Origin of the sequence: Ornithinimicrobium pulveris (assembly GCF_050261105.1) — a bacterium.
Classification (GTDB): domain Bacteria; phylum Actinomycetota; class Actinomycetes; order Actinomycetales; family Dermatophilaceae; genus Ornithinicoccus.
Genome location: NZ_CP189837.1, coordinates 1,301,490 through 1,324,435, shown reverse-complemented (window position 1 = coordinate 1,324,435; position 22,946 = coordinate 1,301,490). Strand labels below are relative to the sequence as shown.

The following is a 22,946-nucleotide window of genomic DNA, read 5'->3' as shown; positions in this document are numbered from 1 at the left end:
GCGAACTTCAAACGTGCACAACGGATGCGGCGGCGGCAAACCCGCAGGTCAGCGGGACATCCGCCCCGTTGTGCATGTTTGGATTCCTGGCCAGCCCACGCGGTGCGAGCTGAACGCTCCTGGCTGACGCGCGAGCACCACGCACGCCCGGTCGCACCAGGAGCGAGCACGACGCACGTCCGGTCGCACCAGGAGCGAGCACGACGCACGTCCGGTCGCACCAGGAGCGAGCACGACGCACGTCCGGTCGCACCAGGAGCGAGCACGACGCACGTCCGGTCGCACCAGGAGCGAGCACGACGCACGTCCGGTCGTACCCGAGGCGAGCACGACGCACGTCCGGTCGGGGGGAGGCTGCTGCGCTCAGGCGTCGAAGAGGCCGCGCACGTCGGCGGCGCTGATGCGGCCGGACTGAAACTCTCCCGAGTCCACGACGGTGGCGAAGAGCTTGCGCTTGCGCTCCTGCAGAGCCACGACCTTCTCCTCGATGGTCCCCGACGACACGAGCCGGTAGACATGCACCGGTTTGGTCTGGCCGATGCGGTGGGTGCGGTCGACAGCCTGCGCCTCGGCGGCAGGGTTCCACCACGGGTCGAGCACGAAGACGTAGTCGGCCTCGGTCAGAGTCAACCCGAAGCCACCCGCCTTGAGGCTGATCAGGAAGACAGGGTCATCTCCCTCCCGGAAGGCCTTGATCCGACGATCACGATTGCGGGTGCTGCCGTCGAGGTAGACATACCCCAGCCCGGCGTCCTCCATCGCCTCGCGCACCATCCCCAGGAAACCGGTGAAGCTGGAGAAGACCAGAGCCCGGTGGCCCTCGGCGGCCAATTCCTGCACGTGCTCCAACAGCACCTTGATCTTCGCCGACTCCGCCGCCCCCACGTGCTCGTCGAAGACCAGCGAGGGGTCGAGCGAGAGCTGGCGCAGCACGGTCAGCGACCGGAAGATCGCGATCCGGTTCTTGTCCATGTCCTGCAACAGCCCCAGCACCCGTTGGCGCTCACGCTGCAGATGCTTGTCGTAGATCTTCTGGTGCGCCGCGGCGAGCGGGACCGGCACCGTCTGCTCGATCTTGGCAGGGAGCTCGGCCGCCACCTCACCCTTGGTCCGCCGCAGCATGAAGGGTCGGATGCGCCGCCGCAGCTGCTCCAGCGTCTGCGGCGACTCCCCTGCCTCGATCGGTTTGCGATAGCGCTCGGTGAACAGCTCAGGCCGCGGGAACAACCCCGGCGAGGCCAGCGAGGTCATCGACCACAGGTCCATCAGGTTGTTCTCCAGCGGGGTGCCGGTGATCGCGATCGTCCGCTTGGCCCCCACCCGGCGCGCCGCCTGGTAGGTCGCGGACCTGTGGTTCTTCACGAACTGCGCCTCATCGAGCACCATCGCGCTCCACGGCAGCGCGGCGTACTCCTCCGCCTCCAGCCGCAGCAGCGTGTAAGACGTGATCACCACATCCGCCGCACCGATCGCCGTCAGCAGATCCTGGCCCCGCCGCTTCCGGGTGGAGGTCACTGCCGCGACGCGCAGGTCGGGCGCGAACTTCGCCGCCTCCTGCACCCACGTGTCGATCACGCTCGTGGGTGCAACCACCAGCACCGGCCCCTCCGCAAGGTCCCCTCGGTGCTCTGCGCGCGTGATCATCGCGAGGGTCTGCAGGGTCTTGCCCAGACCCATGTCATCGGCGAGCACACCACCCAGCCCCGCATCCCAGAGCGCGCTCAGCCATTGGTAGCCGTCCAGCTGGTAGGGCCGAAGCGTCGCGGCCAACTGCTCGGGCTGCTGCACGACCCCCCGATCCGCGTCACCCAGCTGCAGCAGCTCATCGACCGCACGCTGCCAGCCGACGCTCTGCCGATCGACCACGCCAAGTTGGACGAGCTCCTCCCAGAGCCCGAGCTGGTATGCCGACAAACTCACCTGACCTCTTGAGGGTCGGTCCTCGATCTCCTTGGCTTCATCGATCAGCCGCTTGAGATCCTGCAGCTCGGGCTGATCCAGGCTGAAGTAGATCCCCGACTCCAGGATCAGGAAGGGCATGTTCTCGGCCAGCGCTGCGAACAACGGCTCGAAGGGCACGGTCTGCCCAGCGACGGTCACCTCCACGTGCAGGTCGAACCAGTCCTCGGTCTCGCCCTCGGTGGTGCTCAGGCGCACGACGGGCGCTTCCGGCGCTTCCTCGTAGTCCGCGAGCTCGCCATCGATCTCCACCTCGACGTCGTCGCGCTCCTGCAGCAGGGGCAGCAACTCGCTGGCGAAACGCACCGTCAGCTGTCCCCCGGTCGTCACCCTGGGATAGGGCCGCGGCACGAGCGGCTCCCGATCGACCAAGCTGGGCAGCCGCTCCAGCACAGGCACCAGCGCTCGCAGGGCCTCAGCCTCGGCCTGCTCGTTGCGCGGACCGTCGTAGGCCCCGGCCACCAGCGGCAGGAGCACCCGCTCCACACCACCATCGGAGGAGGGAACGGCATACCGGAAGGACCACTCCAGCTGGAGCACGTGTCCGTCCTCGGGCACCACCCGCAGGTGGAAGCTCGGCCGCGATGATGCCGCCGCCGGCACGCTCCCGTCGCGCGAGCTCAGATTCACGTGCCGCGCGATGACCGGGTAGTACTGCGTGAGGAAGCGGTTGACATCCTCCGGCGGCACCCGCAGCGAACCGGTCCGCTCCAGCAACGGCACCGCCGAGTCCACCGGCACCCCGTCGATCGGCCAGAGGGTGAGCACGCCGTCCGGGTCGAGGTGCCCGACCCCGTGGGCCGGCCTGCCCACCAGGAACTGACGCCCCGTCCCCGGCGCCGGATCGGCCAGCACCCACGGTCGCAGCGACAGCGAGCCGTCCTCACCTCGCGTCAGGTCCAGGGTGATGCTCGCGGCACCCTGGCCCAACCGGATCTCCCCCACCCCGCTGCCTGGCACCAGCTCCACCCCGGCGTCCAGACATCGCTGCAGCAGCGGCCACCCGACCGATCCCACGATCGACAGCGAGAGCTGATCGCTGGCGTAGTGGTAGTACGCCCCCGCCCCGCGCGCGACCGCGTGCAGCTGCGTCACCGCCGCGCGATGGTCGGGACGCACCCCGGCCGATCCCCAGGCGCTCGACAGATCGCGCCAGCTCACCCCGGTGCGGATCCAGCGGCGACTTCGCCCCGGGCGCACCGGCCGCAGCAGCACGCGCATCGCCTCCTCGCCACGTCCCTGCGGCTCCTCGACACTCACCTCCAGGCCCAGTGGGTGGTGGGTGGGCTCGGCATCATCCTTCCCACCCTCCAGGAGCCTCAGCCGCGATCCGTCGCTCGTGGTGCGCACCAGTCCCTCCAGCGCGCTCTCCCAGTCCGATCGGGTCCGCATCCCGTCGGCGGCCAGCCGACGCTGCACCTCCAGGATCACGGCGACACAGTGCTTGCAGTCGCTGGTCACCGGACAACTGCACCGGCCCAGCCACTCGGATCCGGTCCCGATCCGCTGCACGATCGTGTTGTAGAGCTCACCGCCGCTGCCCTGCACCGTCGCCAGCAGCATCGCCCCACCCGGCCCGGCGATCAGCGTCTGAATGCGATGCTCGGCCAGGCACTGCTCACCGCGGGTCAGCGTCGCCAGCCCCACGTCCTCGATCAGATCGTCCCGGCTGACGGACTGCACCCAGCTCGCGGCGGTCAGATCCTTCGGCACGCAACAGACAGTAGTTCCCGCCACCGACAGACCAGCCTCGCCGTCCACAGGGCCGGGCTGGCATGCTGGTCAGCGGGTTGAGCACGCACGAACGGGGAGGATGGGTCATGTCGCGCGACACGGGCGTCGGCCTCCGCTGGTGGCCGGTCCTGCTCCTTCTGCTCGTCCTCGTCGTCGCCGTCACCTACGGCCACCGTTACCTCATCGGCTTCTCCACCCCGATCCCGTGCGAGCTGGACCACCAGAGCTGCCTCGCCCAGGAGCGGCGTCGGGTTCAGATCGCGTCCCGGTATGCCGTGGGGTTGCCGATCCTGGCCGCGCTCACCTTGGTGTCGGTCCTGGTGGTGGCGGTGCGGCGGCCCGGTCGCGCGCACGCCTCACCCGGAGGGGGCTCGGGTGTGCTGGCGCACGTGCTCCTCGCCGGCCTGCTGAACGCCCTGGTCTGGGCAGCGGCGGCGCCGCTGGTCCTGTTCTCCGGCTTCCTCGCACCGGCCTGGGCGTGGTTGCTCGGGACCTTGGCGGGGCTGCTGGCCGTGGTCGGTGTCGACCGGGTCCACGCCTCCCGCCGGCCATCCTGGAGCCCGCGCAGACGCCTGCTGCTGGCCTGGATCGGTGTCGTGCCACCCCTGCTCGTGCTGGGGTCGACGCTCTTCCTCCCGGCGGACATCGGCCAGCCTGGGGCCATCTACACCCTGGTGGTGCTCGGGGTGCTGACGCCGATCGTCGTGCTCGTGGCCCGCCTGCGCGAGCCCTGAGGCACTCAGACGGGTCACTCAGACGGGGTGGCTCAGACGTTGCGCCGGTACTGACCACCGACCTCGAAGAAGGCCTCGGTGATCTGACCCAGCGAGCACACCCGCGCAGCATCCATCAGCACCGCGAAGACGTTGTCGCCTGCCATCGCCGCCTCCTTCAGCTTGGCGATCGCCTCGGCAGCCTCCTGGGAGTGCCTCTCCTGGAAGTCGGCGACCCGCTCCAGCTGCGACTGCTTCTCGGTCTCGGTCGCCCGGGCCAACTCGACCTCGACGACCTCGCGCTCGCCCTCGGGGCGGCGGAAGGTGTTGACGCCGATGATCGGCAGCGAGCCATCGTGCTTCCGGTGCTCATAGAGCAGCGACTCGTCCTGGATCTTGCCGCGCTGGTAGCCGGTTTCCATAGCTCCCAGCACACCTCCTCGCTCGCTGATCCGGTCAAACTCGGCCAGCACGGCCTCCTCCACCAGGTCGGTGAGCTGCTCGATGATGAACGAGCCCTGGTTCGGGTTCTCGTTCATCGCCAGGCCCCACTCCCGGTTGATGATCAGCTGGATCGCCAGCGCCCGCCGCACCGACTCGGTCGAGGGCGTGGTGATCGCCTCGTCATAGGCGTTGGTGTGCAGCGAGTTCGCGTTGTCGTAGATCGCGATGAGCGCCTGCAAGGTGGTCCGGATGTCGTTGAAGTCCATCTCCTGCGCGTGCAGCGAGCGACCCGAGGTCTGGACGTGGTACTTCAGCTTCTGGCTGCGCTCGTTGGCGCCGTACTTCTCCTTCATCGCCACCGCCCAGATCCGGCGCGCCACGCGCCCGATCACGGAGTACTCCACGTCCATCCCGTTGGAGAAGAAGAAGGAGAGATTCGGCGCGAAGGCGTTGATGTCCATCCCGCGCGCGAGATAGGACTCGACATAGGTGAACCCGTTGGCCAGCGTGAAGGCGAGTTGGCTGATGGGGTTCGCCCCGGCCTCGGCGATGTGATAGCCGGAGATCGAGACCGAGTAGAAGTTGCGCACGCCCTGGTCGATGAACCACTGCTGGATGTCACCCATCATCCGCAGCGAGAACTCGGTGGTGAACAGGCAGGTGTTCTGGCCCTGGTCCTCCTTGAGGATGTCGGCCTGGACCGTTCCGCGCACGTTCTGCAGGGCGAAGACACGCAACTCCTCGGCCTCGGCACCGGACGGCTCGCGGCCCTCCTTCTCCCGGAAGCCCTCGAGCTGCTGGTCGATCGCGGTGTTGAGGAAGAAGGCGAGCACGGTCGGCGCCGGACCGTTGATCGTCATCGAGACCGACGTGGTCGGGCTGACCAGGTCGAAGCCGTCGTACAGCGCCTTCATGTCATCCAGGGTCGCGATCGAGACGCCCGAGGTCCCGACCTTGCCGTAGATGTCCGGCCGTTCCGCCGGGTCCTGCCCATACAACGTCACCGAGTCGAAGGCGGTCGACAGGCGGGTCGCCGGCTGGCCCTCGGAAAGCAGCTTGAAGCGGCGGTTGGTGCGGAACGGGTCACCCTCGCCGGCGAACATCCGGGCCGGGTCCTCGTTGTCGCGCTTGAACGGGAAGACCCCAGCGGTATACGGGAAGTAGCCGGGCAGGTTCTCCTTGCGCCAGTAGCGCACGAGCGCCCCGGCCTCGTCGTACTGCGGCAGCGCGACCCGGGGGATCTTGTTGCCGGACAAGGACTCCTTGGTCAATTTAGTATGCAGTTCGCGATCCCTGACACGGACCACCTGCTCATCTCCGGAGTAGGACTCGACCCGGGCTTCCCACCCCTCGATCAGGTCGGTGATCTCGGCCGGCACCTCCTTGCGCGCCTCGGCCAGCAGCTCATCGACCCCGTGGTCGGTCTTGCCGAGGGCGGCCAGCTCGTCGTCGACCTGCTCCAACCGCTCGACGCGGCGAGCCGCCTGGGCGTAGGCCTCGGTGTCGTCGTGATAGTCGCGGATGGTCTCCGCGATCTCGGCGAGGTAGCGCACCCGCTTGGGCGGAACCACCTGGCGGATCATCGAGGAGTGGCGCACGTCGACCGTGGGCAGCGAGCCCTCCTCGACGGGCAGCCCCTGCTCCGCCAGGACCTCGATCAGCACCTGGTACAGCGCAGTCACGCCGTCGTCGTTGAAGGTCGCGGCCGAGGTGCCGAAGACGGGCATGTCCTCCGGCTTCTTGCCGAAGGCCTCCCGGTTGCGGACCAGCTGTCGGCCGACATCGCGCAGCGCATCCATCGCGCCACGGCGCTCAAACTTGTTGATCGCCACCACGTCGGCGAAGTCGAGCATGTCGATCTTCTCCAGCTGCGAGGCGGCACCGAACTCAGGCGTCATCACATAGAGCGAGGTGTCGACATACGGGACGATGCCGGCGTCACCCTGGCCGATGCCGGGGGTCTCGACGATGACCAGGTCGCACCCGGAAGCCTTGAGGATGTCAATCGCCGCGGGCAGCGCCTCCGGCACCTCCTTGTCCCCACGGGTGGCCATCGAGCGGAACAGGATGTGCTCGCCCTCGATCGAGTTCTGCCGGATCCGGTCGCCGAGCAGCGCACCGCCGCCCTTGCGCCGGGTCGGGTCGATCGCCACCACCCCGATCCGCAGCCGGTCCTCCTGGTCCAACCGGAACCGGCGGATCAACTCATCGGTGAGCGAGGACTTGCCCGAACCACCCGTCCCCGTGATCCCCAGCACCGGCACGGTGCGCTCGGCCGCCGCTGCGGCATACCGGGACGCGTCCTCCTCGGGAAGGCGACCGGTCTCTGCACCGCTGATGGCTCGCGCGACCGCGGTCCGCTCCCCCGCCAGCACCTGGTCCACCTCGGCCGCCCCGACCTCCCAGAGGTCGAAGTCGGCGTCGCTGATGACGCTGTTGATCATCCCCGGCAGCCCCAGCCGCTGGCCGTCCTCCGGGCTGAAGATCGTCACGCCGGAGTCGCGCAGCCGCTGGATCTCCTCGTCGACGATGACGCCACCGCCACCGCCGACCACCTTGACATGGCTGGCGCCAGCCTCGGCGAGCTGCTGGACGAGATACTCGAAGTACTCGACGTGGCCGCCCTGGTAGGAGGAGACGGCCACCGCGTTGGCGTCCTCGTCCAGGACCGCGTCGACGACCTCCTGGACCGAGCGGTTGTGGCCCAGGTGGATGACCTCGGCGCCCTGGCTCTGCATGATCCGGCGCATGATGTTGATCGAGGCGTCATGGCCGTCGAAGAGGCTGGCCGCGGTGACGATCCGGACCGGGTTCTCCGGGGTGTGGAGCGGCGGCCGCTCCGGCTGGGTGGTCGTCTCCCCCGACGTCGCTGCGGACTGGTCGTTCTTCACTGACGTCTCCTCCTCGAGCGGGCCTGTCCCTCTCGATGGTAGACGAGAATTCGACCGCAGTTGACGTGCGGGTCAAGCAGCGCGGTCAGGCCCGCTCGGGCGACGGTGCCGGCCAGACCGCCGCGACGACCGCCGCCGCCGCGATGCCGATCAGCCCCGCGAGGATCAAGCCGGTGCCCAGATAGGTCATCAACGCGGCCACCATGCCCGCGGCGAAGAACTGCACCGCCTTGCGCAGCCCCGCCTGGTGGGCGGGCAAGGGCGTGCGGGAGAAGGCGGTCGGCATCAGCGCCGCCCCCACCAGGATCCCGATCGCCACGTACAGCGCCAGTTCCTGCTCCTCCCCGCGCGGCACCAGCCGCCGCAGCGCCCGCATCAGGCCGAACATCGAGAGCAGCGCGGCACCCCAGGCGACGCGTGAGGTGACCCAGGACATGGGGCAACGCTAAGGCCCGGGCGGAGCAACGGCATACCGGTCGATAGGTTGGAATCATGAGCGATGGACGCCAGCAGGCCCTCGACCGGATGCATGAGGCGGGTGTCAGCCAGCCCGCGATCGACACCTTCGCCGCGCATTACGACAACCTGGCCGCGGGCGCGACCGGGCTGATCGCCGAGGCGGACGTGGAGCCGGCGCTGCCGGCCGTCCTGCACGCCGACCTGCCTCGCGATGAGGAGGCCGAGCGCGCGGCCCTCGACCACACGGTGGTGATCACCCTCAACGGTGGCCTGGGCACGTCCATGGGGCTGGCCGGGCCGAAGTCGCTGCTGCCGGTCCGCGACGGCGAGTCCTTCCTGGACATCACCGTGCGGCAGGTGCTGGCGCTTCGCGAGCACCTGGGCGTCCGGCTCCCCCTACTCTTCATGAACTCCTTCTCCACCCAGGAGGCGACGCTGGAGGTGCTCGCCCGCTATCCCGAGCTGCCGGTCGAGGGCCTCCCGCTGGATTTCGTGCAGAGTCAGGAGCCCAAGCTGCGGGCCGATGACCTGACCCCGGTCGAGTGGCCGGCCGACCCGCGCCTGGAGTGGTGTCCGCCCGGCCACGGCGACCTCTACCCCTCGCTGCTGGCCAGCGGCATCCTGGACACGCTGCTTGAGCAGGGCTACCGCTACGCCTTCGTGTCCAATGTCGACAACTTGGGCGCGGTGCCGGACGGGGCGCTGGCCGCCTGGTTCGCGGCGAGTGGGGCGGGCTATGCCGCCGAGGTCTGTCACCGGACTGAGATGGACAAGAAGGGCGGCCACCTCGTGCGTCGCCGCTCGGACGGTCGACTGGTGCTGCGCGACACGGCGCAGACGGCCGAGGACGAGATGGTCCACTTCATGGACGCGGACAAGCACCCCTATGTCAACACCAACAACCTGTGGTTCGACCTCGAGCGGCTGCGCGCGATGCTCGCCGAGCGGGACGGGGTCCTGGAGCTGCCGCTCATCCGCAACGCCAAGACCGTAGACCCCAAGGACAAGACCTCCACCGAGGTGATCCAGATCGAGACCGCGATGGGCGGGGCGGTCGAGCTCTTCGAGGACGCGGTGTCGGTGGGTGTGACCCGCGAGCGCTTCGTGCCGGTCAAGACGACCAACGAGCTGCTCCTGCTCCGCTCCGATGTGTATGCCGTGGATCCCACCTCGGCCCGGCTGTCGCGCACCGTCGACCCCGCCCCGGTGGTGGACCTGGTCAAGAGCCACTACGGGATGATCGGCGACTTCGACGACCGCTTCCCGGCGGGAGCGCCGTCGCTGGTGCAGGCCGAGCGGCTCGAGGTGCAGGGCGACTGGACCTTTGGCGCGAACGTGCGGGTGGTCGGGGTTGCTCAACTCGGCGAGGAGGGTGGGGAGGTCGAGGGCGGCACGACCCTGGGCGAGTGAGCACGCCCCCAGGTCAGAGCCGGGTCGTCACGGACGACCTGGGCGCCGAGGTTGAGCTTCCGGCCGCTCCCCTGACGCGGCTGGTCTCCCTCGTCCCGTCCCTCACCGAAGCGGTGGCCGCCACCCGGCCCGAGGCTCTGGTGGGCGCCACCGACTGGTGCACCCACCCTGCCGACCTGGACGTCCGCCGGGTCCGCGGCACCAAGAACCCCGACCGACGCGCGATCGAATCGCTCGCGCCCGAGCTGGTGATCTGCATACAGGAGGAGAACCGGGAGCTCGACGTGCGGCGGCTGCGCGAGGCGGACATCGCGGTCTGGGTGGGCGTGATCGAGTCGGTGCAGGATGCGCTGCGCTGTCTGCGGGAGCTGTTCACCGTGGTTCTGCAGTGGGACGAGCCGGACTGGCTGCTTGACGTGGATCGGCTCTTCGGCGGCGAGGTCGAGGAAGTGCGGACGTCGGTCGCGGTGCCGATCTGGCGGGATCCGTGGATGGTGGTCGGGGCCAGCACCTACACGACTGATCTGCTCAAGCGAGCCGGCGTCGGCAATGTCTTAGGCGGGCACGAGGACCGCTACCCGAAGGTGGGCTTCGAGGAGATCGACGGCGCCGGCGCAGACCTGGTGCTGCTGCCCGACGAGCCGTACGTCTTCACCGCCGAGGACGGCCCGGAAGCCTTCACCCGGACACCGACCCGCCTGGTCAGCGGTCGCCTCCTCACCTGGTACGGACCGGCCATGATCGAGGCCCGCTCTCTCCTCGACTCGCTCTGACCCGGGGTGCAGTCGACGCCCGTATGCCGCAACCCACGTTGGTGACGCGTCCCGCATCTGGGAGGATGGTGGGTATGAAGAACTCGTCCGTGACCCTGACCATCCTGCGCGTCGCCGCTGTGATCGCCTCAATCTTGGGTCTGCTGCAGCTCACCTCGGGCTTTGGCTGGATGGACCGCGGCTGGCATGGCCGGATGGGCGAGATCTCGCTGGTGCTGATGATCGTGGCTGCCGTCTGCGCCTACCTGTGGTCGCGCCGGGGCGGCAACCGGGGGCTGTTCATGCACGCTGCCGGGATGGCGGTGATCGGCATCGTCCAGGTCGGCCTGGGCGAGATGGACATGGGCTGGTCGACGATCCACCAGAGCATCGGCGTGCTCTACGTCGTCGGCGTGATCGCGCTGGCCGTGCTGAGCTTCCGCAAGCCGCTCGACCTCCCCGAGGCCGAGCCCAAGATCGAACACTGAGCACTGAGCGCGTCCGGTCGGGCTGATCGGCGACACCACGCGCGTCCGGTCGAAGAGGGTGCCGGGGCGGGGCGGGGCGGGGGTCAGTCGGCGAGGGCGACGTTGATCTGCTGGATCTGGGTGAACGATTCGAGCATGCTTTCGAGGGAGAACTCACGGCCCTGACCGCTGGCCTTCATCCCGCCGTAGGACTGGCCGACCTGCTGGCCGCCGCCCTGGTTGACCTGCACCCAGCCGGCCTCGACCCGGTGCGCGGTGCGCAGCGCGGCGCCGATGTCGCGGCTGAAGACGAAGGCTGCGAGGCCGTAGTGCGAGTCGTTGGCCATCCGCACGACCTCATCCTCATCTCGCCAGCGCAGCACCGACAGCACCGGCCCGAAGATCTCCTCGCGCGCGATCCGCCAGTCGTTCGACACCTGCGACAGGATCATCGGCGCGTGGTAGAAACCGGGCTCGCCCACGGTCAGCGCCGACCGCCCGTCGTAGGCCACCTCCACCCCGTCGGTCGACAGGCCGTCCTCGATATACCCCTGCACCCGATCCCACTGCCGCTGGTTGATGATGCAGCCGAGGTCGCTCTCCTCCTCACGGGGATCACCGACCTTCAGCGTCGCCACCCGCGCGACCAATCTGTCGAGGAAACTGTCGTGGATGTCGTCGTGCAGGAACAGCCGCGAGCCGGAGGTGCAGCTCTGCCCCTGCCGCGCGAACCGGGTCGCGAGCAGCACCTGCTCGACCACCTCGTCGGTGTCGGAATCGGGGAAGACGATCGTCGGCGACTTGCCGCCGAGCTCCAGGCTGACATGGGCCAACCGGTCGCCAGCCTTGGCCGCGACCTGCCCTCCCACCCGAGAGCTGCCGGTGAAACTCACCTTGTCGACATCGGGGTGCACGACCAAGGCGTCGCCCACCTCGGGTCCGTATCCGGTCACCACATTGAGCACGCCGGGCGGCAGGTGCCGCTGGCAGACCTCCGCCAGCTCCAGGATCGTGGTCGGCGCGTCCTCGGCCGCCTTGAGCACGACCGTGTTGCCGGAGACGAGCGCGGCCGGCAGCTTGAAGGCCGCGATCATCAGCGGGCTGTTCCACGGCAGGATCCCGGCGACCACCCCCAGCGGCAGCCGCCGCGTGTAGGACAGCGCCTCGGGCCCACCGGGCAGGGTTACCCCCTTGACCTCGGCCCCGAGCCCAGCGAAATAGCGGAAGGCGCCCGCGGTCAGCGTCGCCTCGGGCCGCGCCTGGGTCCGGATCGCGTTGCCGGTGTCGAGCGCGGTCAGCGCCGCGAGCTCCTCGACCATCCCCTCGAGGTCGTCGGCGATGCGCGCCAGCGCCCGTTGCCGCTCCGCGGGGGTGGTCGCCGACCATGTCCCGTATGCCGTTCGCGCAGCCTTCACCGCACGCTCGGCGTCCGCAGCACGCGCCCTGGGCGTCGTGGCGATCACCCGGTTGCGGTCGATCGGGGTGATCACCTCGATGGTCTCGCCAGCCTCGGCCGCCACCCAGTCGCCGCCGATCAGCATTCCGTAGTCGCGGACCGGGCCGTCCATGCTCGGCAGCTGCTCGCCGCTGCTGGTGCTCATAGGTGGATCGCGGCGTCGAGACCGTCGGAGAAGCGCTCGGGGCGCTCCGGCAGGGTGCGCGCCTCGCCGAGCTTGACGCGGTGCGCGCTCCAGGCAGCCGCGCAGGCGTCGAGCATGTCTTCGGTGGCCACCCCCGTCGGGGCGGTGGTCGGGGCGAAGATGCCGGCGCCGGCCAGCAGCTCGCGCCGCTCGGTGTTGCCGGGCGCCGTGCGACGCCGCGAGGTCAGCGGGTCCCCGGCGAGCTCGGTGTAGGCCGCCTCGGGCAGGGTCTCGACCAGCACGAAGGGCAGGTCCTGCCGGACGTAGGTGTCGACCTCCATGATCCGCCGGAGCAGGTCGTAGACCTGCTGGGACAGGCCCGACCCGATCCGCTCGCGGTTGATCGCGTTGGCCTCGCTGAAACTCCCGGCGTAGACCGCCTCCCGCACCGGCGTCCCGGTGACGACCGCGGCCTGCTTGCCGAGGAACTTGCGGGCCTCCACATCGGCCGCGCGGCGGCTCTCGTCGGGCAGCCCCAGCGGCACATCCAGCGCGACCACGGTCACGGTGCCAGCGGCCTCCACGGCCTCGGTGACGGTCGTGGCCTGTACGATCGCGGGCGTCCCGTGCCCGGCAGCGTCCAGCACCGCGCCGACCCAGCCGTCCTTGGTCGCGGCGAGGCCGAGCACCGGCTGCTGCCGATCGGCATCGGCCCGACGGCCCGGCTTTCCGCTCGGCTGGCTGCGCCCCGCGCGAGCCTGGCTGCCCTTGCCAACACCACCCTGACCGGCACCGCCCTTCCCCGCGCCTGCCTTCCCAGCAGCAGCCTTACCAGCACCGCGCCCCTTCGTCGCTGCGCCACCCTTGACCGCTGCGCCACCCTTGTCGCCGCCTGCGCTCTTGTCGCGGCGGAACAGGCCCAGGAAACGTTGCCACACCGATGTGTCCGTCATGGCTCCCACTCTAGGTGTCGGCACCGACAGCCCACCGCCCCCGGTATGCCACGCTAGGCCCATGACGCGGCGCATCCTGGTGCTCAACGGCCCCAACCTCAACCTGCTCGGCACCCGCGAGCCGGAGATCTACGGCAGCGACACCCTGGCCGATGTCGAGGAGCTGTGCGCCGGAGCCGCCCAGGAGCACGGCGTGGGCGTCGAATGCCGCCAGAGCAACCACGAGGGCGAGCTCGTCGACTGGCTCCAGGAGGCCGGTCGTGACGAGGACATCATCGGCGTCGTCCTCAACGCCGGGGCCTACACGCACACCTCGATCGCCCTCCTCGACGCCGTCCGCGGCACCGGCATCCCGATGGTCGAGGTGCACGTCTCCAACCCGGCCGCCCGCGAGCGGTTCCGGCACACGTCATACCTATCCTCGGTCGCCGAGGCGAGCATCGCCGGAGCCGGGATCCGCGGATACGCCTACGCCGTGGACCACCTCGCGCGACGACACGGCTGACGCGACGTCAGGAGATTCCCCCACCATCACCCGAAAGGGCGTAGATTCACCCCTCATCGGGGACGACCAGCGCCCCGGGGCGAGCTGCCGCACCGCAGCGACTTTCGTGTCCTCAAAGGAGGTCCGGTGGCCAAGAATGTTGGCGCGGACGGGCGGGAGACCTGGAGTTCCTCAACGGGCTTCATCCTCGCCGCCGTCGGTTCCGCGGTCGGCCTGGGCAACATCTGGCGCTTCCCCGGGGTGGCGTACGACAGCGGTGGTGGGGCCTTCCTCATCCCCTACCTGTGCGCGCTGCTCACCGCGGGTATCCCCATTCTGTTCCTCGACTACGCGATCGGGCACCGCTACCGTGCTGCGGCCCCGCTCGCCTACCGCCGGATGGCCAAGAAGACGGAGGCGCTGGGCTGGTTCCAGATCGTCCTGTCCTTCGTCATCGCGGTCTACTACGCAGCCGTCATCGCCTGGGCGTGCAGCTACTTCGTCTACGCCTTCGACCTGCGGTGGGGCCAGGACACGCTGAACTTCTTCGTCGGCGAGTACCTCCAGGTCGGTGACCCGGAGATCTCGACCACGATCGTCCCGGCCGTGGCCATCCCCCTGGTCCTGGTCTGGATCGCGGTCCTGGTCGTGATCGCCCTCGGCGTCACCAATGGTGTCCAGCGGATCAACGTGATCTTCATCCCGCTGCTGTTCATCGCCTTCATCAGCCTCGTGCTGCGGGCGCTCACCCTGCCCGGCGCCACCGAGGGCCTCAACGCCCTCTTCACCCCGGACTGGAGCGCGTTGACCGACCTCTCGGTGTGGATCGCGGCCTACAGCCAGATCTTCTTCTCGCTGTCGATCGCCTTCGGCATCATGGTCACCTACGCCTCCTTCCAGAAGCGCAAGGCCAACATGACCAGCTCGGGTCTCGTCGTCGCCTTCGCCAACTCCTCCTTCGAGATCCTAACCGGCATCGGTGTCTTCGCCACGCTGGGCTTCATGGCTCACCAGGCCAACACCTCGGTCGGCGAGCTGGAGGGGCTGACCGGCCCGATCCTGTCCTTCGTGACCTTCCCCGCGGTGATCAACGAGATGCCCGGCGGCAACATCTTCGGCGTGGTCTTCTTCGCCTCGCTGATCATGGCCGGCTTCACCTCGATCATCTCGATCCTGCTCGGCGTCGCGGCGTCGGTCTCGGAGAAGTTCGGGCTGAGCTCGACGATGAGCGCGATCGCCGTCTCGGTGATCTGCGGCACCATCTCGGTCGCCCTGTTCTCCACCACCTCGGGCCTGCTCGCGCTCGACACCGTCGACCAGTGGGCCAACAACATCGGCATCGTGGTCTCGGCGATCGCGATGGCGATCCTGGTGGTCTGGGTCTACCGGCGCTCGGAGTTGCTGCGTCGTCACCTCAACGCGGTTTCCACCTTCAAGGTCGGCCGCTGGTGGGTGGCGATGATCGGCATCGTCGCCCCGGTCTTCCTGACGATCATGCTGATCGACAAGCTGATCTCGCTGATCACCCAGGGCTATGAGGACCTGCCGCAGTGGTATCTCGGCCTCTTCGGCTGGGGCACCATCGCCTTCGTCCTCGTGGGCGCGGCGATCCTGACGATGATCCCGTGGAACGGCCGCGACAAGGCCGACTTCACCCCCTGGCCCCCGCTCGGGGACCGCGCTGAAGAGGAGGCTCGCCGATGACCCCCGTCGCCGTCGTCATGATGATCGTGGCCATGGCCCTGGTCTGGGGCGGGCTGATCGCCAGCATCCTGTTCCTGCGGTCCCAGCCCGAGGTCAGTGACCACGAGCTCCCCGACCCGGACGTCGACCGCGGCGACCAGGACCGGCTCTCCCGGCCCCACCCGGACCGCGACCTCTAGGTCAGGTCACCTCCACCCCGGCGCGGGCGGTCAGCTCTCGAGCACCGCCCGCGCCGCGTGGTATCCGCCCAGGGCACTGACGCCGCCGCCTCGCCTCGAGCCGGCTCCCGCGAGCAGGATGCCCCTGTATGGCGTGTCCACACCCCATCGTTGCGCGGCGGTCTGCAGGGGGGCGTCGTCGTCGGCCCACGGCCAGGTCAGGGGCGCGTGGAAGATGTTGCCGCCGGGCATGGACAGGACGTCCTGCAGGTCGCGGGTGGTCTTGGTCTCCACGCACAGGTCGCCCTCGGGCGTACGCATGATGACGTCCTCGATCGGCTCGGCGAGCACCGAGGACAGCGAGGCCAGGGTGGCCCGCTGAAGCTGGGCACGTGCGGCGGGTAGGGAATCCACCTCGTCCAGGAGGCGGTCGGGGGTCTGCAGGGTGAAGACGGTCAGCGTCTGGGCGCCGGACTCCTGCAGCTGCGGGGACAGGATCGAGGGGTCGGTGATGCTGTGGCAGTAGATCTCCGCCGGCATCGGACTGGGGATCCGCCCGGCCACCGCGTCGTCGTGGGCCGTCTGCAACTGGATGTAGGTCTCGTTGATGTGGAAGGTCCCGCCGAAGGCGGCCTCGGGGGCCACCCCCGCCTCACGCAAGCGCGGCAACCGGGACAGGAGCAGGTTGACCTTCACCTGGGCGCCCTCGACCCGCTCCCCCGGGCTGCCCGCGAGCTCATCGAGCACGGCCGGCGCGGCCGCCCACAGGACGTGGCGCGCGGTGGCGCGCGACGACATACCGGACTCGTCGGTCCAGGTGACCGCCCCGTCCTCGACGCCCGTCGCCCGAGCCCCCGTGCGCAACTCCGCCCCCGCGGCGCGCGCGACCGCGGCGAGCTGGTCGGAGACCTGGCCCATGCCGCCGATCGGGACGTCCCAGTCGCCGGTCCCGCCGCCCATCACGTGGTAGAGGAAGCAGATGTTGTGCCGCAGGTCGGCCTGGTGCGCGTCGGCGAAGGTGGAGATCAGCCCGTCGGTGAGCACGACCCCGCGGACCAGGTCGCTGGCGAAGGTGCGCTCGATCACCTCGCCGAGCGGGCGATCGACGAAGTCGCGCAGCAGCGTGTCGTCGCCGACCAGCTCACCCAGCTGCGAGCGCCGCAGCAGCGGCTGGGTGACGGTCGGCCACAGCCGCCTGGCCAGTTCGCCGGAACGGGCATAGAACTCATCAAAACGCTCGGCGTCCGCGGCCGCGCCGACCGCGGCGAAAGAGCGCGCGGTGGCGTCGGCGTCGTGGTTGTCGACGAGCAGCCCGCTCTCGCCGCCCGGCACGGGGGTGTAGGAGGAGTAGCGGCGCCGGGCCAGCCGCAGCTGCAGCCCGAGGTCGTCGACGATCTGGCGTGGCAGCAGGCTGACCAGATAGCTGTAGCGGGACAGGCGGGCGCCCATGCCGTCGAAGGCGTCGGCGCTGACAGTGGCTCCACCCAGGCTGGGCTGGGCCTCGAGAAGGAGCACCGACTTCCCGGCGCGCGCCAGGTAGGCCGCCGCGGCCAGCCCGTTGTGCCCGCCGCCGACGATGACGACGTCGTGGGAGGTCACCTGCATCAGATGACGCCCATGGCCAGCATCGCATCCCCGACCCGGACGAAGCCGGCGGCGTTGGCGCCGAACACATAGTCGCCGGGGCGGTCGTAGTCCTCGGCGGTCTTCACGCAGCTCTCGTGGATGCCGCGCATGATCTCCTCGAGGCGGCCGTCGGTGTAGTCGAAGGACCAGCTGTCGCGGGAGGCGTTCTGCTGCATCTCCAGCGCGGAGGTCGCTACACCGCCGGCGTTGGCGGCCTTGCCCGGCCCGAAGAGGATCTCGGCGTCCTGGAAGACCTTGACGGCGCCGGGGGTGCAGGGCATGTTGGCGCCCTCGGCCACCACCTTGACGCCGCCCTTGACCATTGCCGTCGCGGCGTCCTCGTCGAGCTCGTTCTGCGTGGCGCACGGCAGCGCGATCTGGGCGGAGACGTCCCAGATCCGGCCACCTTCGACGAACGTCGCGCCGTCACGCTCGTCGGCGTAGACCTTGATCCGCTCCCGGCGCTCCTCCTTGATGTCCTTGAGCAGCTCGAGGTCGATGCCCTTCTCGTCCACGACATAGCCGGAGCTGTCGGAGCAGGCGAGGACCCGGCCACCGAGCTCGGTGACCTTCTCGATCGCATAGATCGCGACATTGCCCGAGCCGCTGACCACGACGTCGAGGCCGTCGAGCGAGGATCCCGCGTGCTGGACCATCTGGTCGGCGAAGTAGACGGTGCCGTAGCCGGTGGCCTCGGTGCGGGCCTGCGACCCGCCCCAGGCGATGCCCTTGCCGGTGAGCACGCCGGCCTCGTAGCGGTTGGTGATCCGCTTGTACTGACCGAAGAGGTAGCCGATCTCGCGGCCGCCGACGCCGATATCGCCGGCGGGCACGTCCGTGTACTCCCCCAGGTGGCGGTAGAGCTCGGTCATGAAGGACTGGCAGAAGCGCATGATCTCGGTGTCCGAGCGGCCCTTGGGGTCGAAGTCCGACCCACCCTTGCCTCCACCGATCGGCATCCCGGTCAGCGCGTTCTTGAAGATCTGCTCGAAGCCGAGGAACTTGACCGTGCCCAGCAGCACGCTGGGGTGGAAGCGCAGGCCGCCCTTGTAGGGACCGAGGACCGAGGAGTACTCCACCCGGAAGCCGCGGTTGATCTGCACCTGCCCGTGGTCATCGGTCCACGGCACCCGGAAGATGATCTGCCGCTCCGGCTCGCAGAGGCGCTCGATGACGCGCTCGGCGAGATAGTGCGGGTGGCGCTGGATGACCGGGCCCAGGCTGCCGAGCACCTCCTCGACCGCCTGGTGGAACTCAGACTCTCCGGGGTTGCGGCGCAGCACTTCTTTGTAGGCGTGCTGCAGAGCAGGGTCGATCGACGTCATTGAGCGGTGACCTTCCGTGACGGGGGTTCGGGCGGTCGGACTGGCCGTCATCATATGCTGCCACCCGCATACCTATTCCCTCCCATTCCTTCGACGCTGCAGGAAAGAAAGGACTCGTGAGCGAACCGAGCACCATCACCAAGCCCAGATCCGGGATCAACAAGGCTATGGGCCCGTTGAACACCCTCGTCGAACGCTTCATCCCCTCCGCCCTCGTCTTCGCCATCGTCCTCACCGTCGTGGTAATGATCGGGGCGCTCGTGCTGACCGACTCCGGCCCGGTCGACGTCGTCAAGTCCTGGGGTGACGGCCTGGCCGGGCTGCTGGCCTTCATGACCCAGATGGCGCTGATCCTGCTGCTCGGCTACATCCTGGCCAACACCGGCCCGGTGCGCTGGGCGCTGCTCAAGCTGGCGAATGTGCCCAAGGGCCGGATCATGCCCTACGTCTTCGTCGCCCTCATCACCTGCGTGGCGGCCCTGTTCACCTGGGGCCTGGGCCTGGTGGTCGGCGCGATCCTGGCGACGGAGGTGGCCGCCGCCGCCCGTCGCCGCGGTGAGAAGCTGCACTTCCCGCTGCTCGTCGCTGGTGGCTACACCGGCATGGCCGTCTGGCACATGGGCTACAGCGGGTCCGCCCCGCTCACCGCCGCCACCCCGGACAGCTTCCTGGCCGAGCACATCGGCGAGACCATCCCGCTGACCAGCACGATCTTCGCGGCCTGGAACATGATCACCGTCGCCGTCGCGCTGGCCGTGATCTGCGCGGTCTTCGCCCTGCTGGCCCCGAAGAAGGACGACGCCGTCCACGAGATGCCCGAGCACCAGATGGCCTCCGACGACGTGCACTACGACGTCGAGACCCCGGCCGACAAGCTGGACGCCAGCCGTGCCCTGACCCTCATCCCGGGCCTGCTGCTCCTGCTCTACCTGGTCATCCACTTCCGCGACGGCGGCTCGATCACCCTCGACATCGTCAACTGGAGCTTCCTGACGATCATCCTGCTGCTGGTCGCCAACCCGTTCGTGCTCATCGAGCTGACCAAGCGTGGCGCCTCCAATGTCGGCGAGATCCTGCTCCAGTTCCCGCTCTACGCCGGGATCATGGGGATCATGGGCGGCACCGGGCTGATCCAGGTGCTCTCCGACTCGATCGTGGCGGTCGCGACGCCGGCCACCTTCGGCATGCTCGCCTTCTTCTCGGCAGCGATCGTGAACTTCTTCGTGCCCTCCGGCGGTGGCCAGGCGGCCGTCCAGGGTCCGGTGCTGCTCACCGCGGCCGAACAACTCGGCGTCGACCCCGAGGTCGCGATCATGGCGCTGTCCTATGGCGACCAGCTGACCAACCTGATCCAGCCGTTCTGGGCGCTGCCGTTGCTCGCGATCGCCAAACTGCGGATCCGCGACATCCTGGGCTACACGCTCGTGGTGATGATCGCGTTGGGCGTGGTCTACACGGTCGCGATGCTGGTCATCGGCCCGAACCCGGGCGGCTGAGCCGACTCCCCCACGGGTCCTGGCCAAGGCCCGGACCTCCACCCGGACCTCCACCCGGACCAACGAGGTCGGGACACTCCCGACCAGATCGACCTGGGGCGTTCACGTGAACGCCCCAGGCCGATCCATGTGGGTCTGTCGCAACCCCGTCCCGTATGCCGCAGCGCGCCTCAGCCGCGCGGGCGCCAGTCGGGGCGACCGTCGCCCTCGCCACGCGAGCGGTTGCCGCGGTAGCCGCCGTCGCGCCCACCATCGCGGCCGCCGTCACGACCATCACGACGGCGGCCCTGGCCGTAGCCACCCGAGCGCCGCCCACCGTCACGGCTGCCACCACGTCCGCGATCGCCATACCGGGACCCGCCGCCCGGGCGACCACCCGGCCGACCGCCACGTCCCTGCGGACGGCGGGGGCGCAGGATGGCGTCGAGCTCGCTCTGCGGGATGGGGTCAGCGGTCGGGACCGAGCCGCCGGCCGTCTCGATCACGGCGACGTCCTCGGGAGCCACGGTGGTCGGGTCGGTCTCCACGCCGGCCTGGTCGAGCAGGCGGGCCACGGTGCGCTTCTGGTGCGGCAGCGCGAGCGTGACGACCACGCCCTCGTCGCCGGCGCGCGCGGTCCGTCCGGCCCGGTGCAGGTAGTCCTTGTGGTCCGCGGGCGGGTCGACCTGCAGCACCAGCGACACGTCGTCCACGTGGATGCCGCGCGCGGCGACATCGGTGGCGACCAGCACCGGCAGCGTGCCCGCCTTGAAGGCGTCGAGCACCCGGGTGCGCTGGGCCTGGTTGAGCCCGCCGTGCAGGGCCGCGGCGAAGACGCCGGACTCCCGCAGCTGCCCCGCGATGCGGTCCGCGCCGAGCTTGGTGCGGCAGAAGACCACGGTGCGGCCGGGCCGGTTGGCGATGGCCGCGGTGATCGGCTTCTTGTGGTGCGGGTGCACGAGGAAGACGTGGTGCTCCATCGTGGTGACGCTCGCGGTGGCGTCGTCGGTGGAGTGGGTGACCGGGTCCTTGAGGTAGGTCTGGGCGACCTGGTCCACGCCGTGGTCGAGGGTGGCCGAGAAGAGCATCTTCTGGCCGTCGGTCGGGGTGAGGTCGAGGATCTGACGGATCGCCTCGACGAAGCCCATCTCCGCCATGTGGTCGGCCTCGTCGAGCACGACGACCTCGGCCTCGGACAGGTCCGCGGCGGAGCGGTCGATCAGGTCGATCAGGCGGCCCGGGGTCGCGACGAGCACGTCGACGCCCTTGTCCAGCGCGGTTAGCTGCGGCGTGTAGGACATGCCGCCGGCCACGAGCAGGAAGCGCCGGTCGATCGCCCGGATGAGCGGCGCGAGCGCGTCGACGATCTGCATCGCGAGCTCGCGGGTCGGGGTCAGGATGACCGCGCGGGGACGGTGCGGGACGGCGCGGGGGCGACCGGCGAGCCGGTGCAGCATCGGCAGCCCGAAGGCCATCGTCTTGCCCGAGCCGGTCTGGCCGCGGCCGAGCAGGTCCTTGCCGGCGAGCGCGTCGGGGATGGTGGCGGCCTGGATCGGGAACGGCTGGGTGATGCCGATCTGCGCCAGGGTGGCGACCAGGTCCTCGTGGATGCCGAGGGTGGCGAAGCCGTTGTCCTCGTGTACCTGTGCGCCCGAGTCCTCGCGGGGTCCCGCGGCCAACCGCTCCTGGTATGCCGCATCCGCCTCATCGCGCTCAGCCTCGGCTTCGGCGTGGGCGAGCTCGGGGTCGTGGTCCTGACCGTAGCCGCGGCGGTCGTCCCGGTCGAAGCGGCGGTTGCCGCGGTCGAACCGGTCGTCGCTGCGGTTGGCGTAGCTGCGGTTGCCGTCGCGGCCGTAACGGTTGTCGCGGCGGTCCGAGCGGTTGTCGTACCGGTTGTCGGCGCGGTCGTTGCTGCGGTTGTCCCGGTCGCGGCGGTCGTCCCAGCGACGCTCGTCACGGCGTCGGTCATCGCGGCGGCGGTCCTGATCCCAGCTGCGGCCCTCGTGGAAGCCACGCTCGGTGGGGCGGCCCTCGCGCTCGTCGCGGTGGGCACGCCAGGTGTGCTCGCGGCGGTTGTAGCCGCGGTCGCCGTCGCGCTCCCTGCGGTCGTAGCCGCGGTTGTCCCGGCGGTCCTCACGTCCCTGGTAGCCACGGTCGTCACGACGCTGGTAGCCGCGGTCGTCACGGTTGTCACGCCGCTGGTAGCCACGGTCATCGCGGTCGCGGCGCTGGTAGCCACCACGGTCATCGCGGCGGTCATCGCGGCGCTGGTATCCACCACGATCGTCACGGCGCTGGTAGCCGCCGCGGTCGTCACGACCCTGGTAGCCACGGTCATCACGATCACGACGCTGGTAGCCACCACCCTCGTTGCGGTCACGGCGCTCAGCACGGTCGCCGCGGCCACGGGGGTCAGCGGCGTCGCGGTCGCGCCAGCGGTTCTTGTCGCCGCGGTCATCAGTGCGGTCATCGCGCCCGGTGCGGCGGTCACCGCGGGGGTCGAAGCCTCGACCCTTCAACTGGGCTCGGGCCTGCTTCTCGCGGGCCTGCCGGGCAGCCTTCTTTTGGGCTGCGGTGTGTCGGGGCTTCTTGCCGGGGTTGCCGACGGACTTCTTGGCCATGGTTGGCTCAACTCACTTACGAAATCATCGAGGTCTGTTCTCGCCTCGACGCCTCGTACGGCGTGACCGGAACTACCTCCAGGTGCATCGATGGGCACCCGCGCGGGCCTCCAGGATCGGATCGTCCCAGGGCATGGCCAGTGCCTCACGTGGACACTGCGCCTACCATTCTAGCGGTGATCGGTGACCGC

The 22,946-nt window shown here is 69.5% G+C and carries 16 protein-coding genes; 8 read left to right on the top strand and 8 right to left on the bottom strand.

The window, feature by feature from the left end; genetic code table 11:
- Positions 1 to 363 precede the first annotated feature (363 nt).
- Positions 364 to 3,672: an SNF2-related protein gene (locus tag ACQBAT_RS06065; protein WP_420746044.1), complete on the bottom strand. Its 3,309-nt coding sequence runs from the start codon at positions 3,670 to 3,672 to the stop codon at positions 364 to 366.
- A gap of 107 nt (positions 3,673 to 3,779) precedes the next feature.
- Here ACQBAT_RS06065 and ACQBAT_RS06060 point away from each other — a divergent pair, with 107 nt between their 5' ends.
- Positions 3,780 to 4,427, top strand: a complete 648-nt coding sequence (locus ACQBAT_RS06060; RefSeq protein ID WP_420746045.1) for a hypothetical protein — start codon at positions 3,780 to 3,782, stop codon at positions 4,425 to 4,427.
- 32 nt (positions 4,428 to 4,459) lie between these two features.
- Here ACQBAT_RS06060 and icmF read toward each other — a convergent pair whose 3' ends face one another.
- Positions 4,460 to 7,741, bottom strand: a complete 3,282-nt coding sequence (gene icmF, locus ACQBAT_RS06055; protein ID WP_420746046.1) for a fused isobutyryl-CoA mutase/GTPase IcmF — start codon at positions 7,739 to 7,741, stop codon at positions 4,460 to 4,462.
- A gap of 85 nt (positions 7,742 to 7,826) precedes the next feature.
- Entirely contained in the window at positions 7,827 to 8,177 is a 351-nt protein-coding gene (locus ACQBAT_RS06050) for a hypothetical protein (RefSeq protein WP_420746047.1), read from the bottom strand.
- 56 nt (positions 8,178 to 8,233) lie between these two features.
- On the opposite strand from ACQBAT_RS06050, the gene ACQBAT_RS06045 reads away from it, so the two are divergent.
- From ACQBAT_RS06045 to ACQBAT_RS06035, 3 genes are all read left to right on the top strand, one after another.
- Positions 8,234 to 9,610 (top strand): UTP--glucose-1-phosphate uridylyltransferase, encoded by a 1,377-nt coding sequence (locus ACQBAT_RS06045; protein ID WP_420746048.1) that lies wholly within the window; start codon positions 8,234 to 8,236, stop codon positions 9,608 to 9,610.
- Entirely contained in the window at positions 9,607 to 10,383 is a 777-nt protein-coding gene (locus ACQBAT_RS06040; protein ID WP_420746049.1) for a helical backbone metal receptor, read from the top strand. Before ACQBAT_RS06045 ends, ACQBAT_RS06040 begins: the two co-directional genes overlap by 4 nt.
- Positions 10,384 to 10,457: 74 nt before the next feature.
- Positions 10,458 to 10,850: a hypothetical protein gene (locus ACQBAT_RS06035; protein ID WP_420746050.1), complete on the top strand. Its 393-nt coding sequence runs from the start codon at positions 10,458 to 10,460 to the stop codon at positions 10,848 to 10,850.
- Between the two features lie 83 nt (positions 10,851 to 10,933).
- Here the strand turns inward: ACQBAT_RS06035 and ACQBAT_RS06030 are convergent, their stop codons facing one another.
- Positions 10,934 to 12,430 (bottom strand): aldehyde dehydrogenase family protein, encoded by a 1,497-nt coding sequence (locus ACQBAT_RS06030; RefSeq protein WP_420746051.1) that lies wholly within the window; start codon positions 12,428 to 12,430, stop codon positions 10,934 to 10,936.
- Positions 12,427 to 13,362 (bottom strand): DUF429 domain-containing protein, encoded by a 936-nt coding sequence (locus ACQBAT_RS06025; protein ID WP_420746052.1) that lies wholly within the window; start codon positions 13,360 to 13,362, stop codon positions 12,427 to 12,429. Before ACQBAT_RS06025 ends, ACQBAT_RS06030 begins: the two co-directional genes overlap by 4 nt.
- Positions 13,363 to 13,423: 61 nt before the next feature.
- On the opposite strand from ACQBAT_RS06025, the gene aroQ reads away from it, so the two are divergent.
- The 3 genes from aroQ to ACQBAT_RS06010 all read left to right on the top strand — a co-directional run bounded on the left by aroQ (position 13,424) and on the right by ACQBAT_RS06010 (position 15,729).
- Positions 13,424 to 13,867, top strand: a complete 444-nt coding sequence (gene aroQ / locus ACQBAT_RS06020) for a type II 3-dehydroquinate dehydratase (RefSeq protein WP_420746053.1) — start codon at positions 13,424 to 13,426, stop codon at positions 13,865 to 13,867.
- Positions 13,868 to 13,993: 126 nt separating this feature from the next.
- Positions 13,994 to 15,550 carry a sodium-dependent transporter gene (locus ACQBAT_RS06015; protein WP_420746054.1) on the top strand — a complete coding sequence of 519 codons (1,557 nt, stop codon included), beginning with the start codon at positions 13,994 to 13,996 and terminating at the stop codon, positions 15,548 to 15,550.
- On the top strand, positions 15,547 to 15,729 hold the full coding sequence (locus ACQBAT_RS06010; protein ID WP_420746055.1) for a methionine/alanine import family NSS transporter small subunit: 183 nt from the start codon (positions 15,547 to 15,549) through the stop codon (positions 15,727 to 15,729). The genes ACQBAT_RS06015 and ACQBAT_RS06010 overlap by 4 nt, the downstream gene beginning before the upstream one ends.
- Positions 15,730 to 15,759: 30 nt before the next feature.
- Here the strand turns inward: ACQBAT_RS06010 and ACQBAT_RS06005 are convergent, their stop codons facing one another.
- Both ACQBAT_RS06005 and gdhA read right to left on the bottom strand, forming a co-directional pair.
- Positions 15,760 to 17,313, bottom strand: coding sequence for a phytoene desaturase family protein (locus ACQBAT_RS06005; protein ID WP_420746056.1), 1,554 nt, complete (start codon positions 17,311 to 17,313; stop codon positions 15,760 to 15,762).
- Positions 17,313 to 18,659 (bottom strand): NADP-specific glutamate dehydrogenase, encoded by a 1,347-nt coding sequence (gdhA, locus tag ACQBAT_RS06000; RefSeq protein WP_420746057.1) that lies wholly within the window; start codon positions 18,657 to 18,659, stop codon positions 17,313 to 17,315. The genes ACQBAT_RS06005 and gdhA overlap by 1 nt, the downstream gene beginning before the upstream one ends.
- A gap of 167 nt (positions 18,660 to 18,826) precedes the next feature.
- Here gdhA and ACQBAT_RS05995 point away from each other — a divergent pair, with 167 nt between their 5' ends.
- Positions 18,827 to 20,155 (top strand): short-chain fatty acid transporter, encoded by a 1,329-nt coding sequence (locus ACQBAT_RS05995; RefSeq protein WP_420746204.1) that lies wholly within the window; start codon positions 18,827 to 18,829, stop codon positions 20,153 to 20,155.
- 170 nt (positions 20,156 to 20,325) lie between these two features.
- On the opposite strand, the gene ACQBAT_RS05990 is transcribed toward ACQBAT_RS05995, so the two are convergent.
- Positions 20,326 to 22,755: a DEAD/DEAH box helicase gene (locus ACQBAT_RS05990; RefSeq protein ID WP_420746058.1), complete on the bottom strand. Its 2,430-nt coding sequence runs from the start codon at positions 22,753 to 22,755 to the stop codon at positions 20,326 to 20,328.
- Between the last annotated feature and the right edge of the window lie 191 nt (positions 22,756 to 22,946).

What these genes read in the sequence shown, in the direction of transcription:
- ACQBAT_RS06060 (WP_420746045.1), top strand. Translation starts at nt 3,780, where the DNA reads ATGTCGCGCGACACGGGCGTCGGCCTCCGCTGGTGGCCGGTCCTGCTC.
- ACQBAT_RS06050 (WP_420746047.1), bottom strand. Translation starts at nt 8,177, where the DNA reads ATGTCCTGGGTCACCTCACGCGTCGCCTGGGGTGCCGCGCTGCTCTCG.
- ACQBAT_RS06045 (WP_420746048.1), top strand. Translation starts at nt 8,234, where the DNA reads ATGAGCGATGGACGCCAGCAGGCCCTCGACCGGATGCATGAGGCGGGT.
- ACQBAT_RS06035 (WP_420746050.1), top strand. Translation starts at nt 10,458, where the DNA reads ATGAAGAACTCGTCCGTGACCCTGACCATCCTGCGCGTCGCCGCTGTG.
- ACQBAT_RS06030 (WP_420746051.1), bottom strand. Translation starts at nt 12,430, where the DNA reads ATGAGCACCAGCAGCGGCGAGCAGCTGCCGAGCATGGACGGCCCGGTC.
- ACQBAT_RS06025 (WP_420746052.1), bottom strand. Translation starts at nt 13,362, where the DNA reads ATGACGGACACATCGGTGTGGCAACGTTTCCTGGGCCTGTTCCGCCGC.
- aroQ (WP_420746053.1), top strand. Translation starts at nt 13,424, where the DNA reads ATGACGCGGCGCATCCTGGTGCTCAACGGCCCCAACCTCAACCTGCTC.
- ACQBAT_RS06010 (WP_420746055.1), top strand. Translation starts at nt 15,547, where the DNA reads ATGACCCCCGTCGCCGTCGTCATGATGATCGTGGCCATGGCCCTGGTC.
- ACQBAT_RS06005 (WP_420746056.1), bottom strand. Translation starts at nt 17,313, where the DNA reads ATGCAGGTGACCTCCCACGACGTCGTCATCGTCGGCGGCGGGCACAAC.
- gdhA (WP_420746057.1), bottom strand. Translation starts at nt 18,659, where the DNA reads ATGACGTCGATCGACCCTGCTCTGCAGCACGCCTACAAAGAAGTGCTG.
- ACQBAT_RS05995 (WP_420746204.1), top strand. Translation starts at nt 18,827, where the DNA reads ATGGGCCCGTTGAACACCCTCGTCGAACGCTTCATCCCCTCCGCCCTC.
- ACQBAT_RS05990 (WP_420746058.1), bottom strand. Translation starts at nt 22,755, where the DNA reads ATGGCCAAGAAGTCCGTCGGCAACCCCGGCAAGAAGCCCCGACACACC.